The 15,777-nt window shown below is 74.3% G+C and carries 11 protein-coding genes and 1 pseudogene; 5 read left to right on the top strand and 7 right to left on the bottom strand.

All coding sequences use genetic code 11. The features are described 5' to 3' along the window. Positions 1-30: 30 nt before the first annotated feature. Positions 31-1,449 (top strand): FAD-dependent oxidoreductase, encoded by a 1,419-nt coding sequence (locus BM142_RS03910; RefSeq protein ID WP_254790518.1) that lies wholly within the window; start codon positions 31-33, stop codon positions 1,447-1,449. A gap of 42 nt (positions 1,450-1,491) precedes the next feature. Here BM142_RS03910 and ppc read toward each other — a convergent pair whose 3' ends face one another. The 5 genes from ppc to BM142_RS03885 all read right to left on the bottom strand — a co-directional run bounded on the left by ppc (position 1,492) and on the right by BM142_RS03885 (position 8,598). Continuing rightward, complete coding sequence (gene ppc, locus BM142_RS03905) at positions 1,492-4,311, bottom strand: phosphoenolpyruvate carboxylase (protein WP_092195447.1); 2,820 nt, start codon at positions 4,309-4,311, stop codon at positions 1,492-1,494. A 152-nt stretch (positions 4,312-4,463) separates the two neighbouring features. After that, entirely contained in the window at positions 4,464-5,324 is an 861-nt protein-coding gene (locus tag BM142_RS03900; protein WP_092195446.1) for a tetratricopeptide repeat protein, read from the bottom strand. Between the two features lie 80 nt (positions 5,325-5,404). After that, positions 5,405-6,385: a TIGR03557 family F420-dependent LLM class oxidoreductase gene (locus tag BM142_RS03895; protein ID WP_092195445.1), complete on the bottom strand. Its 981-nt coding sequence runs from the start codon at positions 6,383-6,385 to the stop codon at positions 5,405-5,407. 117 nt (positions 6,386-6,502) lie between these two features. After that, positions 6,503-7,690: an ABC transporter permease gene (locus tag BM142_RS03890; RefSeq protein WP_092195444.1), complete on the bottom strand. Its 1,188-nt coding sequence runs from the start codon at positions 7,688-7,690 to the stop codon at positions 6,503-6,505. Next, positions 7,687-8,598, bottom strand: coding sequence for an ABC transporter ATP-binding protein (locus tag BM142_RS03885; protein ID WP_092195443.1), 912 nt, complete (start codon positions 8,596-8,598; stop codon positions 7,687-7,689). Before BM142_RS03885 ends, BM142_RS03890 begins: the two co-directional genes overlap by 4 nt. Before the next feature lie 90 nt (positions 8,599-8,688). Here BM142_RS03885 and BM142_RS03880 point away from each other — a divergent pair, with 90 nt between their 5' ends. Next, positions 8,689-9,348, top strand: a complete 660-nt coding sequence (locus tag BM142_RS03880) for a UdgX family uracil-DNA binding protein (RefSeq protein ID WP_092195442.1) — start codon at positions 8,689-8,691, stop codon at positions 9,346-9,348. Between the two features lie 42 nt (positions 9,349-9,390). Here the strand turns inward: BM142_RS03880 and BM142_RS03875 are convergent, their stop codons facing one another. Together BM142_RS03875 and pdxH are read right to left on the bottom strand one after the other, a co-directional pair. After that, entirely contained in the window at positions 9,391-10,758 is a 1,368-nt protein-coding gene (locus BM142_RS03875; protein ID WP_092195441.1) for an MFS transporter, read from the bottom strand. Between the two features lie 135 nt (positions 10,759-10,893). Then, the gene (pdxH, locus tag BM142_RS03870) at positions 10,894-11,541 is read right to left on the bottom strand and encodes a pyridoxamine 5'-phosphate oxidase (protein ID WP_217640553.1); all 648 of its coding nucleotides are present in this window, start codon (positions 11,539-11,541) and stop codon (positions 10,894-10,896) included. A 164-nt stretch (positions 11,542-11,705) separates the two neighbouring features. On the opposite strand from pdxH, the gene BM142_RS03865 reads away from it, so the two are divergent. From BM142_RS03865 to BM142_RS25555, 3 genes and pseudogenes are all read left to right on the top strand, one after another. Continuing rightward, positions 11,706-12,836: a citrate synthase 2 gene (locus BM142_RS03865; RefSeq protein WP_092195440.1), complete on the top strand. Its 1,131-nt coding sequence runs from the start codon at positions 11,706-11,708 to the stop codon at positions 12,834-12,836. 112 nt (positions 12,837-12,948) lie between these two features. Then, positions 12,949-14,064: a phosphoserine transaminase gene (gene serC / locus BM142_RS03860; RefSeq protein ID WP_092195439.1), complete on the top strand. Its 1,116-nt coding sequence runs from the start codon at positions 12,949-12,951 to the stop codon at positions 14,062-14,064. 127 nt (positions 14,065-14,191) lie between these two features. Next, a pseudogene (locus BM142_RS25555) lies at positions 14,192-15,718 on the top strand (sensor histidine kinase); the annotation flags it as partial. Positions 15,719-15,777: the final 59 nt, after the last annotated feature.

Below are 15,777 nucleotides of genomic sequence, written 5' to 3'. Positions count from 1 at the left end.
GACCGCCCGGACGGGGTCAGGATGCCAGTCGTGCCCGCCGACGAACCCGCCCCTGTCCCGTCGGCCGCTCCCCCGTCCGGAGCGCACCCGCTGCGCGTGGCCGTCGTCGGCGCCGGTCCGGCGGGCATCTACGCCGCCGACGCCCTCACCCGCCAGGACGCCGTCCCGGTGGCGGTGGACCTGATCGACCGGCTGCCGACGCCGTTCGGCCTGGTGCGGCACGGGATCGCCCCCGACCACCCGAAGATGCGGGCCATCCGGGACACCCTGCACCGCAGCCTGGAACACCCGCTGGTGCGCTTCGTGGGCAACGTCGACGTCGGCAGCGACATCACGCTGGCGGAGCTGCGCCGCCACGTCGACGCCGTCGTCTACACCTACGGCGCCTCGCTGGACCGCCGGCTGGGCATCGAGGGCGAGCACCTGCCGGGCAGCCTCGCCGCCACCGACCTGGTCGCCTGGTACACCGGCCACCCCGACGCCGACCGGGCGCGGGTGGAGGCGGCGCTGGCCGGCGTGCGGTCGGTCGTCGTCGTGGGTGTCGGGAACGTCGCCCTCGACGTGGCACGCGTGCTGTCGCGCACGCCCGAGGAGCTCGAGCCGACCGACATGCCGCAGCACGTGCTCGACGTCCTCGCCGCCGCCCCCGTGGAGGAGGTCACCGTGCTCGGCCGCCGTGGCCCGGCGCAGGCGACGTTCACCACCCAGGAACTGCGCGAGCTCGACGGGCTGGCCGACGCCACCGTGCTGGTCGACCCGGCCGAGCTCGAGCTGGACCCGGGCAGCGAGGAGCGGGCGGCCACCGACCGCAACGTCAGCCGCAACCTGGCCGTGCTGCGCGGCTGGGCCGACCACACCGCCACCGGCGGCCGGGTGCGGCTGCGGCTGCGCTTCTTCCGCCGGCCCGTGCGGCTGCTCGGCACCGACCGGGTGGCCGGCGTGGAGGTGGAGCGCACCGCCGTGGACGGCGACGGCCGGGCGATGGGCACCGGCGAGCTGGAGGTGCTCCCCGCCGACCTCGTCGTCCGCTCGGTGGGATACCGCGGCCTCCCGCTGCCGGGGCTGCCGGTGGACGAGCGCTCGGGCACCGTGCCCAACGAGGCCGGCCGCGTCCTGCGGGACGGGGAGGTGTCGCCGGGCGAGTACGCGGCGGGCTGGATCAAGCGCGGGCCCAGCGGCGTCGTCGGGCACAACAAGCACGACGCCCGGGAGACCATCGCCTCCCTCCTGGCCGACGCGGCCGACGGCGTGCTGCGGACCGCCGGCCCCGTGGACGACCTGGTGGACACGCTGGTCGCCCGCGGCGTCGAGCCGGTGCTGCTCGACGACTGGCGGGCCATCGACGCCGCCGAGACGGCCCTCGGCGCCAGCCGCGGGCGCGCCCGGACCACGCTGCACGAGCGGGAGACCCTGCTGGCCGCCGTCCGGGCCGCCGCGGCCCGCAGCTGAGCGGAGCGACCCCCCGAGCGGTGAGGAGGAGGGGCTCCTTCGTCAGCCGCTGTTGCGCAGGGCGGTCGCGATGCCGTTGATGGTCAGCTGGATGTTCCGCCGGGTCAGCTCGTCGTCGTCGCCCGCCCGCCGGCGTCGCAGCATCTCCACCTGCAGGTGGTGCAGCGGCTCCAGGTAGGGGAAGCGGTTGCGGATCGACCGGGCCAGCGACGGGTTGTCCGCCAGCAGCTCCTCGTCGCCGGTGATCGCCAGCAGCATCCGGCAGGTCCGCTCGTGCTCGGCGGTGATCTGGTCGAAGACGCGGCTGCGCAGTTCCTCGTCGGGCACCAGCTCGGCGTACCGCGCGGCCAGGCCGAGGTCGGTCTTGGCCAGCACCATGCCCATGTTCGACAGCACGGTGCGGAAGAACGGCCAGGTGCGGTGCAGCTCGCGCAGCCGGGTCAGTCGGGCATCGGAGCTGCCGGCTCCGCCCTCCTCGATCCAGCTCTCCAGGGCCGAGCCGGTGCCGTACCAGCCCGGCAGCATGATCCGGGCCTGCGACCAGCTGAACACCCACGGGATCGCCCGCAGGTCCGCGATCGAGGTGCCCGCCTTGCGCGACGGCGGCCGGCTGCCGATGTTGAGCTCGCCGAGCTCGCTGATCGGCGTCGCGGCGCGGAACCACTCGACGAAGCCGGGCGTCTCGTGCACCAGCGCCCGGTAGGCCTGCTGGGCGCGGCCGGCCAGGTCGTCGAGCAGCGCGTACGCCGGTTCGGCGCCGTCGCCGAGCCCCTCGATGTCCAGGAGCGTCGACTCCAGGGTCGCGGCGACCAGGGCCTCCAGGTTGCGCCGGGCCAGGTCCGGGTCGGCGTACTTGGCGGCGATGACCTCGCCCTGCTCGGTGATCCGCAGCGCCCCGGCGACCGCCCCCGGCGGCTGCGCGCGGATCGCCTCGTAGCTCGGTCCGCCGCCGCGGCCCACGGTGCCGCCGCGGCCGTGGAAGAGGCGCAGCCGGATGCCCTCCCGGCGGGCCACCTCGACCAGGTCCAGCTCGGCCCGGTAGAGCGCCCAGTTGGCGGCGAGGTAGCCGCCGTCCTTGTTGCTGTCGGAGTACCCGAGCATGACCTCCTGCGCGTCGCCCCGGGCCGCGACCAGCGAGCGGTACAGCGGCTGGTCGAGCATCGCCGAGAGCGTCGCCCCCGCCGCCTCCAGGTCGTCGATCGTCTCGAACAGCGGCGAGATGCCCACGGACGACGCCGGTCCCCCGTCGGCGCCGGGGTCGAGCAGGCCCACCTCCTTGAGCAGGACGGCGACCTCCAGGACGTCGCTGACCGACTCGCACATGCTGATGACGTAGTTCGGGATGGTCCGCGGGCCGAGCAGCGCCACCTGGTCGGCCGCCGCGAGCAGGACGTCGAGCTCCCCGCGGGCGGTGTCGGACAGCTCGGCGCCCGGGCGGACCAGCGGCCTGCGCAGGGTCAGCTCGCCGGCGAGCAGGTCGACGCGGGCGGCCTCGTCGAGGGCGGTGTAGTCCTCGCACACCCCGGCCCAGGCCAGCAGCTCACCGACCACCTCCTCGTGCACCGCGGAGTTCTGCCGCATGTCCAGACCGCACAGGTGGAAGCCGAACACCTCGACGGCCTCGCGCAGCCGCAGCAGCCGGTCGTCGGCCAGCGGCCCGGCGCCGTGGCTGCGCAGCGAGGTGTCGACGACGTCGAGGTCGGCGCGCAGCTCGTCCGGCGACTCGTACGCCGGCAGCGGGGTGGCCGGCGCCGGCCCGGGGATCCGGCCGAGCACGTCGTGCGCGGTGTGCGCCAGCCGGGCGGAGATGCCGTTCAGGGCCCGCCGGTAGGGCTCGTCGGCGCGGAAGGGCGAGTCGTCCCGCGAGGCCTCGGCGAGGTGGTAGAGCTCGGCGGTCGGGGTGACCAGCCGGTCGGACATCGACAGCTCCGCGCGCAGCACGTCCAGCTCGTCGAGGTAGTGCCCCAGGGCCGTCTCCGCCTGCCGCGTGGTGGCCCGCCGCAGGGCGTCGGCGGTGACGAACGGGTTGCCGTCGCGGTCGCCGCCGATCCAGGACCCGGGCAGCAGCATCGGCCGGCGCAGCAGGCCGGCGTCCGGCCAGCGCGCATCCAGGGCCCGCCGCAGCTCGGCGTTGATGGCGGGGACGACCTCGAACAGCGACAGGTCGTAGTAGCGCAGCGCCTCGTCGATCTCGTCCTGCAGCCGCAGCCGGGACAGCCGCAGCAGCGCCGTCTGCCAGAGCGTGAGCACCGAGCGCCACAGCTGCGCCGACCACCGCGCGTCGTCGAGCTCCCCGCCGGCGGCGCGGTCGCGTTCCCGGACCAGGTCGGCGATGTGCCGCTGGACCTGCGAGATGGTCTTGCGCCGCACCTCGGTGGGGTGCGCGGTGACCACGGGGCAGACGAGCGCCCCGGTCAGCTCGCGGGCGACGACGTCGGCGCTGAGGCCGGCGGCGTCGACGAGCTCCATGGAGGCGGCCAGGCTGCCGGCCTGCGGCGGTGAGCCCTCGCGCCGGTGGAAGCGGCGGCGGCGCTCGTGGTGGATGTCCTCGGCCAGGTTGGCCAGCACCGAGAAGTGGCTGAACGCCCGGATCACGTGGTTGGCGGACCGGATGTCCAGCTCCGCCAACCGCTGCGCCAGCTCGGCCCGGTCCATCTCGGAGCGGCGGATCTTGAACGCCTCGACGCGGGTCGACTCGACCAGGTCCAGCACGTCCTGCCCCGCCTGGGAGCCGATCACCTCCCCGAGGACGCGGCCCAGCAGGCGGATGTCATCGCGGAGCGGGGCGTCGTCGGCCCGGTCGGCCCCTCCCGCGGAGCTGGAGGAACGGAGGTCGGCGACGTCGACAGTGGCTTCGGACACACGATCAGTATCCGGCCCGTGTGTGTCGTGCAGGCTACGGCCCTGTCCGCCGGCCGGCCCCGGCCGGCGCAGGCACAGGTACCTGGACCGGCGTCCTCAGCCACGGAACGTCGGTGCAGGTACCGACGCCCGGCAGCCGGACGGGTCGTCGCTCAGCCGTGCTCGAGCTCGCGGAGCGCGTCGGCGGCCATCTGGTCGCCCGCGGCCGCGCCGAGGCGGAACTGCTCGACGGCGCCGTCGTAGTCGCCCCGCTCGGCCAGCAGCACGGCGAGGTTGTGGTGGCAGTACGCCTCACCGGCGGCGATGCCCCCGCGGTAGGCCTCCTCCGCCGCCTCGTCGTCCTGCAGGTGGTCGGCGTAGAAGTTGCCCAGCGGCAGCCAGGCGACGGCCTCGCCGCGCTTGGCCCCCTTCTCCAGCTGGAAGCGGGCCTCGTCGTGCCGGCCGGTCTCCCGGAGCAGGTGGGCCAGGTCGGCGCGGGCCGCCGGGAAGTGGTCGGCGCCGACCCTCAGGTCCGGCTCCAGCGCGGGGTCCAGCGTCGCGCACCAGCGCCAGCAGGCGACGACGGCGGCCGCCTCCTGGTCACCCATGGCCGCGATCTCCATCGCCACGTCCATGGCCTGGTGCCGCTCCCCCTGCTCGCGGAGCAGGAAGGCCAGCTGCAGCCCGCCCTCCAGGTCACCGGCCTCGACCGCGCCGCGGTAGGCGCGCATGGCGCCGGCGAGGTCGCCGAGGTCCTCGAGCACCTTGCCGAGGTTGCGCCAGGCGTCCGGCTCGCCGTGGGACAGCGCGACCTCGTAGGCCTCGACGGCCTCCGGGAACCGCTGCTGCGCGGCGAGCGCGTTGCCCAGGTTGAACCAGGCCACGGAGTCGCCGAGCTCGGCGGCGCGGCGGAAGCACCACTCGGCGTCCTGCTGCCTCCCGACGTCGGCCAGGTCGCAGCCGAGGTCGATCAGCGCGTAGACGTCGTCGGAGGACTGCAGCGCCCGGAGTCGGGCGTCGAGGTCCTCGGTCATGCCGCCGATGATCGCGGCCCGGGAGCGGTCCCCGCGCCCCCCGGCGGGATGACCTCACCCCAAGGTGTGCCGGCGGCGGATCAGCCGCCGAACGCCTCCCGCCAGGCGGGCATCAGCGACTTCTGGCTCCACTCCAGGTACGGGGCCTGCTGGTCGCCGCCGATCTGCACGAGGGCGAGGTGGGTGAACCCGGCGTCGGCGTACTCCTTCGCGGCCTTGATCACGGCGTCCACGTCGTCGCCGCACGGGATGGAGCTCTCGACGTCGTCCTCCCGGACGACGGAGCTGGCCGCGTCGAACGCCGACGGGCCGGGCAGCTCGGCGTTGACCTTCCAGCCGAGGCCGAACCACCGGAAGAGGCTGTGCGCGCGGGTGACCGCGGCGGCCTTGTCGGTGCCGAAGCTGATCGGCATCTGGGCGACCTTCGGCTTGCCGGCACCACCGGCGGACTCGAACTGCTCCACGAGCTCGCTCATCGGGTCGGTCGCGATGAGGACGTCGGCCAGCTCACCGGCGATCGTCGCCGCCTGCTTCCCGCCCGCGGCGAAGCCGATCGGCACCCGCTTCTCCGGCAGGTCCCAGAGCTTGGCCGACTCGACGTCGAAGTGCTCGCCGCGGAAGTTGGTGTACCCCTCGCCGTCGAAGAGGTCGCGGATGATCGTGAGGGCCTCGACGATCCGCTCGTGCCGCACGTCCGCCGCGGGCCACCCGCCGCCGACCACGTGCTCGTTCAGGTTCTCCCCCGCGCCGATGCCCAGGGTGAAGCGGCCGTCGGAGAGGATCTGCAGCGTCGCGGCCTGCTGTGCCACGACCGCCGGGTGGTACCGGAAGGTCGGGCAGGTCACGTAGGTCATGAACGGGATCCGGCTGGTGGCCTGGGCCGCCGCCCCGAGGGTCACCCACGCGTTCGGCGAGTGACCCATCTCGTCGAGCCACGGGAAGTAGTGGTCGCTGCTGACGGCGAAGTCGAAGCCGGCCTCCTCGGCGCCCACCACGTGGCGGACGAGGTCCTTCGGCCCGGCCTGCTCGGTCATCATCGTGTAGCCCAGCTGCATGCCCATGCCGCGCGGCTACCCGACCGGCAGAACAGCCAACCCACCTCGTCCGCGCACCGCCACCGGCTCCCTTCAGGGGCCCGCGCCGAGCCACGCGAGGCGTGGGGGGAAGGGAGTCCTTCGTCACGAGCGCTCGGCCCTCAGCGCCTCCCGCATCTTCAGCTTGCCGCTGGTGCGCAGCAGCGCACCGGCGTAGATCCGTCCGCCCAGCCGCACGATCAGCGCGACGGCGGCGAGCATGAGGACGACGGACAGCCCGATCTCCCAGATCGCCACCTCCCCGGCCGCCTGCCGCACCGGCATCACCAGCGGGGAGAGGCCGGGGACGAAGGACGTGACGACGGCGAGCGTCCCGTCCGGCGCCGAGGCCGCCTGGATGCCGACGACGAAGGCGACGACGAGCACCAGCGTGGTCGGCATGAGCACCGTGCCGAGGTCCTCCTGCCGGCTGACCAGGGACGCGGCGACGGCGAAGATGGCCGCGTAGAAGGCGTAGGCCAGCACGAACCACAGCACCACCGAGATCGCCGTCCCGACCAGGTCGCCGGGGATGTCGACGACGTCGAAGGTGATCGCACCGGCCACCCCCACGACGGCGATGACCACGATCTGGGCCAGCCCGAGCACGCCGAGCCCGAGGATCTTGCCGGCGAGCAGCTGCCACGGCTTCATCGTCGCGAGCAGCAGCTCCACGACGCGGCTGGACTTCTCCTCCACGACGCCCTGCGCGATGAACTGGCCGAAGAGGATGAGCAGGCCGTAGAGCAGGGCCGCGCCGATGATCGCGGCGACGACGCGCTGGCCGTCCTGGTCGGCGTCCGGGTCCAGCGCGGTGACCGGGACCTCGGGGACGGTGACGTCGGAGATCCCCGCCTCGGCGAGCTGCTCGGCGAGCGACAGCTGCGCCACGGCGCCCTGCACGATGGCCTCCAGGCTCCCGCCGGCGGACTCCTGGACCAGCAGCTCGTACTCGCCGTCCTGCACGACGAGCGCGCTGTCGACGTCCTCGGCCTCGATCGCCGCCGTCGCGGCGGCCTGGTCGTCCAGCTCGACGACGGAGACGTCCACCTCCAGCGCGTCGCCCTGGGCCTGCAGTGCCTGCTCGAGGCCGGGCGTGGCGCCGACGACGCCGATCCTCGACTCCTCGGTGCCCGACTGGAGGACCACCTGCAGCGCCATGCTGCCGAGCAGGAGGACCAGGATGACGGCCGAGCTGATGATGAAGTTCTTGTCGCGGATGCGCGCCGAGATCTCCCGCCTGGCCACCAGGCCGACGAGGGACGTGCTGCTCAGGGTGCTGGGCTCGGTCATGCCGCCTCCTCGACGGTCGGGGCCGCCACGGCCCCGCGGAAAAGCTCGACGAGAGTGGGCTGCTGCCAGGCGAAGTGGGCGACCCGGCCGGTGCGCAGCGCCGCGGCCAGGACGGTCTGGTCGTCGGCCCCGTCGGCGAGCTCGAGCACCGTGTCACCGGCCTGCTCGGAGACGACCCGGACGCCGGGCAGGGCGGCGGCCCAGTCCGGCGCGGCATCGGGGACGACGACCCGCAGCAGCCGGCCGGCCTCGCGCCGGCGCAGCTCCTCGACCGTGCCGGTGGCCACCATCCGGCCGCGGGCCAGGATGCCGACGGAGTCGCAGAGGCGCTCGACGAGGTCGAGCTGGTGGCTGGAGAAGACGACGGGGACGCCGGCCCGGGCCTGCCCGAGCAGCGCCTCGGCCAGCGAGTCCACGCCGATCGGGTCCAGGCCGGAGAACGGCTCGTCCAGGATGAGCACCTCCGGGCGGCTCACCAGGGCGGCGGCCAGCTGGACGCGCTGCTGGTTGCCCAGCGACAGCTTCTCGACGGGATCGCCCCGGCGGGCCCCGAGGCCGAGCCGCTCCACCCACTCGGCGGCGGCCTTCGTGGCGGCGGCGCCGTCGAGCCCGTGCAGCCTGGCGAAGTAGGCGACCTGCTCCCCGACCTTCATCTTGGGGTAGAGGCCGCGCTCCTCCGGCATGTAGCCGATCCGGCGCCGGGTGGCCTGGTCCAGGGCCCGGCCCTGCCAGCGCACCTCGCCCGCGTCCGGCCGGACCAGGCCCATGGCGATGCGCATCGTCGTCGTCTTGCCGGCCCCGTTGGAGCCGCAGAAGCCGAACATCGAGCCGGGTGCGACCGTGAAGCCGACCCCGTCGAGCACGCGGATGTCGCCGAAGCTCTTGTGGAGCCCGTCGAACTCGAGCACATCTCCCCCAGCAGTAGGTGGATCTCCTGGTCAGCACCGTATCGGCCGCCACCTGTCGCGCCGGACCGTGACCTGCGGTGTCATCGAGGCGTGACCGAGAACGGGATCGCGCAGCCGCCGGGCGGCGTGGGGCTCGACGGGCTCCGGACGGCGGCCGCCGGCTGCCGGGCGTGCGAGCTGTGGGAGCCGGCCACCCAGACGGTGTTCGGCGACGGCCCGCCCACCGCCCGGATCGTGTTCGTCGGCGAGCAGCCCGGTGACCGGGAGGACCGCCAGGGCGAACCGTTCGTCGGACCGGCCGGCCGGCTGCTCGACGAGGCGCTCGGGGACGCCGGCATCGACCGTCGCGACGCCTACATCACCAACGCGGTCAAGCACTTCCGGTTCACGCAGAAGGGCAAGCGGCGGATCCACCAGAAGCCCGGCGCCGAGCACCTGCGGGCCTGCCGCCCGTGGCTGGAGGCGGAGTTCGCCGTCCTCCGGCCCGAGGTGGTCGTGTGCCTGGGGGCGACGGCCGCCACGGCGCTGATCTCGCCGTCCTTCCGGATCACCAGGGACCGCGGGCAGCTGCTCCCGTGGACCCCGCCCGGCGTCGAGGCGGCCGACGAGGAGGAGGACGCGCCGTCCCAGACCTGGATGCTGGCGACCACGCACCCCTCGGCGATCCTGCGCACGCCGGACGACGCCCGCGACGCCGCCTACCGGGCCCTGGTCGCCGACCTCACCGTGGTCGCCCACGCGCTGGCCTGAGCCCCGGTACCGGCACCGGGGCGTGCCGGAGCTGTGGCATCCTCAGTCGCTGCCCGGCCGGCCCTCGCCACTCTCGGGGGCGGGCGAGCCCGGCCGGGCACCTGCGTCGGCACGCGACGCGCGGAACAGCCAGAACGACGGCACGGCCAGCGCGACGACGGCCATCGCCAGCACGACGACGACGCCGCCGGACACCATCGCGACGCTCACCGACGCGGCGCTGGCCAGCGCACCGGCCCGCAGGTCGCCCAGCCGCGGACCGCCGGCGACCACGACGATGAACACCCCCTGCATCCGCCCCCGCATGTCGTCGGGTGCGGCGAGCTGGAGCATCGACGTGCGCAGCACCGCGCTGACCATGTCGCCGGCGCCGGCGACCGCGAGGCAGAGGACGGCCAGCCACAGCGTCGGCGCGAACCCGAAGCCGATGATCGCCACCCCCCACACGGCGATCGCGGCGAGGACGACGGCCCCCTGCCGGTCCACCCGCGAGACCCAGCCCGACGTGAGCCCGGAGACCAGGGCGCCGATCGAGATGCCGGCGAACAGCCAGCCGAGGCTGTTGGGCGACTCGGCGAACCGGGTCTGCGACAGCTCCGGGAAGACCGCCTGCGGCCAGGCGAACATCATGGCGATGATGTCCACCACGAAGGTCATCAGCAGCACCGGCTGGGTGCGCAGGAAGGCGAACCCCTCCCCCACCCCGCGCACGGCCGCCCGCAGCCGCAGCGGACCGTCCACCCCGGCCGGCGGCAGCGGGGGCAGACCGCGCAGCAGCACGGCCGCCGCGAGGAAGCCCAGGGCGTCCACGGCGTAGGTGAGGAACAGCTCGCCCATCCCGATGAGCACGCCGGCCAGCAGCGGCCCCACGATCACGCCGACCTGCCGGACGGTCATCGCCAGCGCGTTGGCCGCGGCGATGTTGGCCTGGCCCACGATCGCCGGGATCACCGCCGCCCGGGTGGGCTGGTTGACCGCCGCGAAGCCGGAGACGCAGGCGGTGAGCACCCACAGCAGCACCAGGTTCCCGCCGCCGGGCAGCAGGGCCTGGACGGCGAGCAGCGCGCTGGTGACCGCCGCACCCACCGAGGTGATCAGCATCAGCCGGCGCCGGTCCATCGCGTCGGCGATCGCGCCGCCCAGCAGCCCGAGCACGACCAGCGGCACCAGCGCCACCAGGGAGGTGACGCCCACGAGGAGGGAGGACCCGGTGAGGAGGTAGACCTGGAACGGGACGGCCACCAGCGTCATCTGCTGGCCCAGCATCGTGGCGGCGACGCCCCAGAACAGCCGGCGGTAGTGCGGGTTGCGCAGCGGGGTGGTGTCGATCGCCCAGCTGCGCCGCCGTCCGAGAGGGATCGGCTCCTCGACCGCCTTGCCACCCTCGACCGGGTCGACGGGAGAGGTCACGAGGTCGCCGGTTCGCTCGTCCGGACCCGCTGCAGGGGCCCGCGCCGGGCTCGCGGGAGCAAGGACCGCGTTCCCCTCACCCCTCGCTCGCTCGGGGCGAGCCTCTGAACGCCGCCGAGGTCGCGGGGTCCTCCGTCACGGGGCCAGTCGCTGCACGATCCAGCCGCCACCCTCCTCGTCGTCCCGGACGAACCGCAGCCGGTCGTGCAGCCGGTCCTTGCCGCCCTGCCAGAACTCCACCCGCTCGGGCAGCACCCGGTAGCCGCCCCAGATCTCCGGCCGCGGCACCGGCCCGTCGGCGGTCTGCTCGTCGAGCAGCCGCAGCCGCTCCACGAGCTCCTCCCGCGAGTCGACGACGGTCGACTGCACCGACGCCACCGCGGCCAGCTGCGCCCCCCGCGGCCGCGGGTCCCAGAGGCCGTCCGAGGCGGCGTCACCGATCCGCTCCACCCGCCCGCTCACCCGCACCTGCCGCTGCAGGGCGTGCCAGGGGAAGACCAGCGTGGCCCGCGGGTTGGCCGCCAGCTGGGCCCCCTTGGCCGAGGCGTAGCTGGTGCCGAAGATGAAGCCGACCTCGTCGTAGCCCTTCATCAGGACGACGCGGGCGTCCGGGGCCCCGTCGGCATCGGCCGTCGCGACGACCACCGCGTTGGGCTCGGGGATCCCGGCGGCCACGACGTCGCCGAACCAGCGGTCGAACTGCTCGACCCACGTCGGGGCGAGGTCCTCCTCGGTCAGCCGGCCGGCCGTGTAGTCGTTGCGCATGCGGGAGAGGTCGGGCACCCCGCCATGCTGGCACCGCGGGCCGTCGTCGGCGCGGACAGGCCCCGCGGCAGCCCGGGACCGGCCCCCCGTGTGCCCTGCCGGGCCGCACCGCCTAGGGTCGGCTGGCAATCTGCGCGCCAAGAACCCGGCGCGCAGCGCCCGCGCGCAGAGGAGCATGCGAGATGGCCGACGACTTCGTACCCGGCCTGGAAGGCATCATCGCCTTCGAGACCGAGATCGCCGAACCGGACAAGGACGGCGGTGCGCTCCGCTATCGCGGCGTCGACATCGAGGACCTCGTCGGCAAGGTCACCTTCGGCAACGTGTGGGCCCTGCTGGTCGACGGCAAGTTCGGCCCCGGCCTCCCCCCGGCGGAGCCGTTCCCGATCCCGGTGCACACCGGTGACGTCCGCGTCGACGTCCAGGCCGCCCTGGCGATGCTCACCCCGATCTGGGGCTACCGCCCGCTGCTGGACATCGACGCCGAGGAGGCCCGCGAGGAGCTCGCCCGGGCCGCCGTCATGGCGCTGTCCTACGTGGCGCAGTCCGCCCGCGGCATCGGCATCCCCGCCGTCCCCCAGCGCCGCATCGACGAGGCCGACACGATCGTCGAGCGGTTCATGGTCCGCTGGCGCGGCGAGCCCGACCCCGCGCACGTCGCCGCCGTCGACGCCTACTGGACGTCGGCCGCCGAGCACGGCATGAACGCCTCCACGTTCACCGCCCGCGTCATCGCCTCCACCGGCGCCGACGTGGCCGCGTCCCTCTCCGGCGCCATCGGCGCGATGTCCGGCCCGCTGCACGGCGGCGCCCCCTCCCGCGTGCTGCACATGCTCGACGAGGTCGAGCAGACCGGCGACGCCGAGAAGTACGTGAAGGACCTGCTCGACCGCAAGGAACGGCTGATGGGCTTCGGCCACCGGGTCTACCGGGCCGAGGACCCCCGTGCCCGCGTCCTCCGCCGCTCCGCCGAGGAGCTCGGCGCACCGCGGTTCGAGGCCGCCCTGGCCCTGGAGAACGCCGCGCTCAAGGAGCTGCGCGAGCGCCGTCCCGACCGCCCGGTCGAGACCAACGTGGAGTTCTGGGCGGCCATCGTCCTCGACTTCGCCGAGGTGCCGAGCCACATGTTCACCTCGATGTTCACCTGTGCCCGCACCGCCGGCTGGTGCGCGCACATCCTCGAGCAGAAGAACACCGGCCGCCTGGTGCGCCCGTCGGCCCGCTACATCGGCCCCGACCCGCGCAAGCCCGAGGAGGTCGCCGGCTGGGACACCATCCAGACCAAGTCGATGACCGAGGTCGCGCCGAGCTAGCAGAAGGACCCCGTCCCCCCTCGGGTGAGGACCCCTGCCTCCCCCACCCGCAGGCTCGCGGGGGACCCAGCAGGGGGCCGACGCCGCGTCTCGCTGAAAGGCAAGCCCCCGGATGAGCATCACGATCCCCGCCGAGCTCCTGCCTGCCGACGGGCGGTTCGGCTGCGGGCCGTCCAAGGTGCGACCCGAGGCGCTCCGGGCGCTCGCCGGCGAGGGCGCGGCCGTCATGGGCACCTCGCACCGCCAGGCGCCGGTGAAGAACCTGGTCCGGGAGATCCGCGAGGGTCTCGCCCAGCTCTTCGACCTGCCCGACGGCTACGAGGTGGTGCTCGGGAACGGGGGGACGACGGCCTTCTGGGACGCCGCCGCCTTCGGGCTGATCCGCGACCGGGCGGCGTTCGGCACCTACGGCGAGTTCTCCGCGAAGTTCGCCTCCGGCGTGCAGGAGACCCCGTTCCTGGGCGACCCGGTGATCACCCGGGCGGAGCCCGGCACGCTGGCCCTCCCCCGGGGACGGGACGGCATCGACGTCTACGGCTGGGCGCACAACGAGACGTCGACCGGCGTGATGGCCCCCATCGAGCGCCCGCACGGCGCCGACCTCGACGCCCTGGTGCTGATCGACGCCACCAGCGGGGCCGGCGGCCTGCCGGTCGACATCGACCAGACCGACGTCTACTACTTCGCGCCGCAGAAGTCCTTCGCCGCCGACGGCGGCCTGTGGGTGGCGGTCATGTCGGCCGACGCCCTGGCGCGGGTGGCCGAGATCAAGGCCTCCGGCCGCTGGATCCCGGGCTTCCTGGACCTGTCGATCGCCGTCGACAACTCGGCCAAGGACCAGACCTACAACACCCCGGCCGTGGCCACGCTCTTCCTCCTGGCCGACCAGATCCGCTGGCTGCTGTCCCTGGGCGGGCTCTCCGGCGCGGTCGCCCGGACCACCGACTCCTCGAACCGGCTCTACGGCTGGGCGGAGAAGTCCGAGTACGCCACCCCGTTCGTGGCCGATCCGGCGCACCGGTCGTTGGTCGTGGGGACCGTCGACTTCGCCGACTCCGTGGACGCGGCGGCGATCGCGCGGACGCTGCGCGCGAACGGCGTGGTCGACGTCGAGCCGTACCGCAAGCTCGGCCGCAACCAGCTGCGGGTCGGCATGTTCCCGGCCGTGGACCCCGACGACGTCAGCGCGCTGACGGCCTGCATCGACCACGTGGTCGAACGCCTGTAGCCGGCCGGTCCGTCCGGATCCTGCGGTTGATGGCCGTCCCCGGCTGGAGGTGAACGTGGTTCCCGATCCCGTGCCGGGGCCGGACCGCGGCGAGCTGTTCGCCGCGGGCGGTGAGGCCGGCCGGCTCATGGCCGGGCTGGACTGGTCGGGCACGTCCGTCGGCCCGGTCGAGACGTGGCCGGCCGCCCTGCGGTACGCCGTGCGCACGGTGCTGGTGTCGAGGTTCCCCATGGTCCTGACCTGGGGCCCGGAGCACCTGCAGTTCTACAACGACGCCTACGCCCCGCTGATCGGCGGCAAGCACCCGGCGATCGGCCAGGACATCCGGGAGACGCTCGCCGAGGGCTGGGACGCGCTCGGCCCGCCGATCGAGCACGCCATGACGACGCTCGACGCGTCCTGGCTGCCGGGCCTGCTGCTGCTCCTCGAGCGCTCCGGGTACCGCGAGGAGACCTACTTCACCGTCTCGCACGCCCCCGCCTTCGACGACTCCGGGCAGGTCGCCGGCATGCACGCCGTGTGCACCGAGGTGACCGGCCAGGTGCTCGGCGAGCGACGCCAGCGGCTGCTGCACCGGCTGGCGACCGAGGGCCGCTCCCTGCGGAGCGAGCAGGAGACCGTCACGGCCATGTGCGGCGCGTTGGCCGACAGCCCGCTCGACGTGCCGTTCGCCGCGGTCTACCTGGCCGATCCGGACGGGCGGCGGCACCGCCGCGTGGCGGTGGCCGGCTGCGACCCCGACCTGCTGCCCGACGTCGCCGGCGGGGCCGCGGACCTGCCGACGGACGTGCGCGGCCTGGGCCTGGCCGGCGGCCCGTTCGGCGACGCCGTCGCCGACGCGGTCGTGCTGCCCATGGCGCCGTCGCGCGACGGCGACCCGGTCGGGCTGCTGCTGCTCGGCACCAGCCCGAACCGGGCGCTGGACGAGGAGTACCGGACGTTCCACGAGCTGGTGAGCGGCCAGTTCGCCGGCGCGGTGGCCACCGTGCGCGCGTTCGCGGCCGAGCGGGAACGCGCGGAGTCCCTGGCCGCGCTCGACCGGGCGAAGACGACGTTCTTCTCCGACGTGAGCCACGAGCTGCGCACGCCGCTGACCCTGCTGCTCGGCCCGATCGGCGACGTCCTGGACGACACCGCCGACCCGCTGCCGGCCGCGGCGCGCGAGCAGCTGCAGCTGGCGATGCGCAACGGCCGGCGGCTGCAGCGCCTGGTCGACGACCTGCTCGACGTCGCCAGCATCGAGGCCGGCCGGGCGAGCCCCGTCCGGGTGGCGACCGACCTGGCCACGTTCACCGGGGAGCTCGCCGGCATCTTCCGCGCCGCCACCGAGCGGGCCGGCCTGCGCCTGACCGTTCACTGCCCCCCGCTGGACCGGCCGGTCCACGTGGACCCGCGGATGTGGGAGAAGGTCGTGGTCAACCTGCTGGCGAACGCGGTGAAGTACACGTTCGTCGGTGGGATCGACGTCGCCCTGCGCGCCCGGGACGACGGGGTCGAGCTGACGGTGGCCGACACCGGCGTCGGCATCGTCGCCGCCGAGCTGCCGCACCTCTTCGAGCGGTTCCACCGGGTCCCGGGGGCGACCGCACGCACCCGGGAGGGCACCGGCATCGGCCTCGCCCTGGTCCACGAACTGGTCGCGCTGCACGGCGGGCAGGTGTCGGTGACCAGCGAGCCGGGGGCGGGCAGCACGTTCACCGTCGCGCTCCCCTA

The organism is Blastococcus tunisiensis (assembly GCF_900112815.1).
Classification (GTDB): domain Bacteria; phylum Actinomycetota; class Actinomycetes; order Mycobacteriales; family Geodermatophilaceae; genus Blastococcus_B; species Blastococcus_B tunisiensis.
This window is presented reverse-complemented; position numbering and strand designations above follow the sequence as displayed.

Excerpts from the sequence above, each read along its gene's own strand:
- BM142_RS03865 (WP_092195440.1), top strand. The coding sequence starts at position 11,706 with ATGGCCGACGACTTCGTACCCGGCCTGGAAGGCATCATCGCCTTCGAG.
- serC (WP_092195439.1), top strand. The coding sequence starts at position 12,949 with ATGAGCATCACGATCCCCGCCGAGCTCCTGCCTGCCGACGGGCGGTTC.
- BM142_RS03900 (WP_092195446.1), bottom strand. The coding sequence starts at position 5,324 with ATGACCGAGGACCTCGACGCCCGACTCCGGGCGCTGCAGTCCTCCGAC.
- BM142_RS03895 (WP_092195445.1), bottom strand. The coding sequence starts at position 6,385 with ATGGGCATGCAGCTGGGCTACACGATGATGACCGAGCAGGCCGGGCCG.
- BM142_RS03890 (WP_092195444.1), bottom strand. The coding sequence starts at position 7,690 with ATGACCGAGCCCAGCACCCTGAGCAGCACGTCCCTCGTCGGCCTGGTG.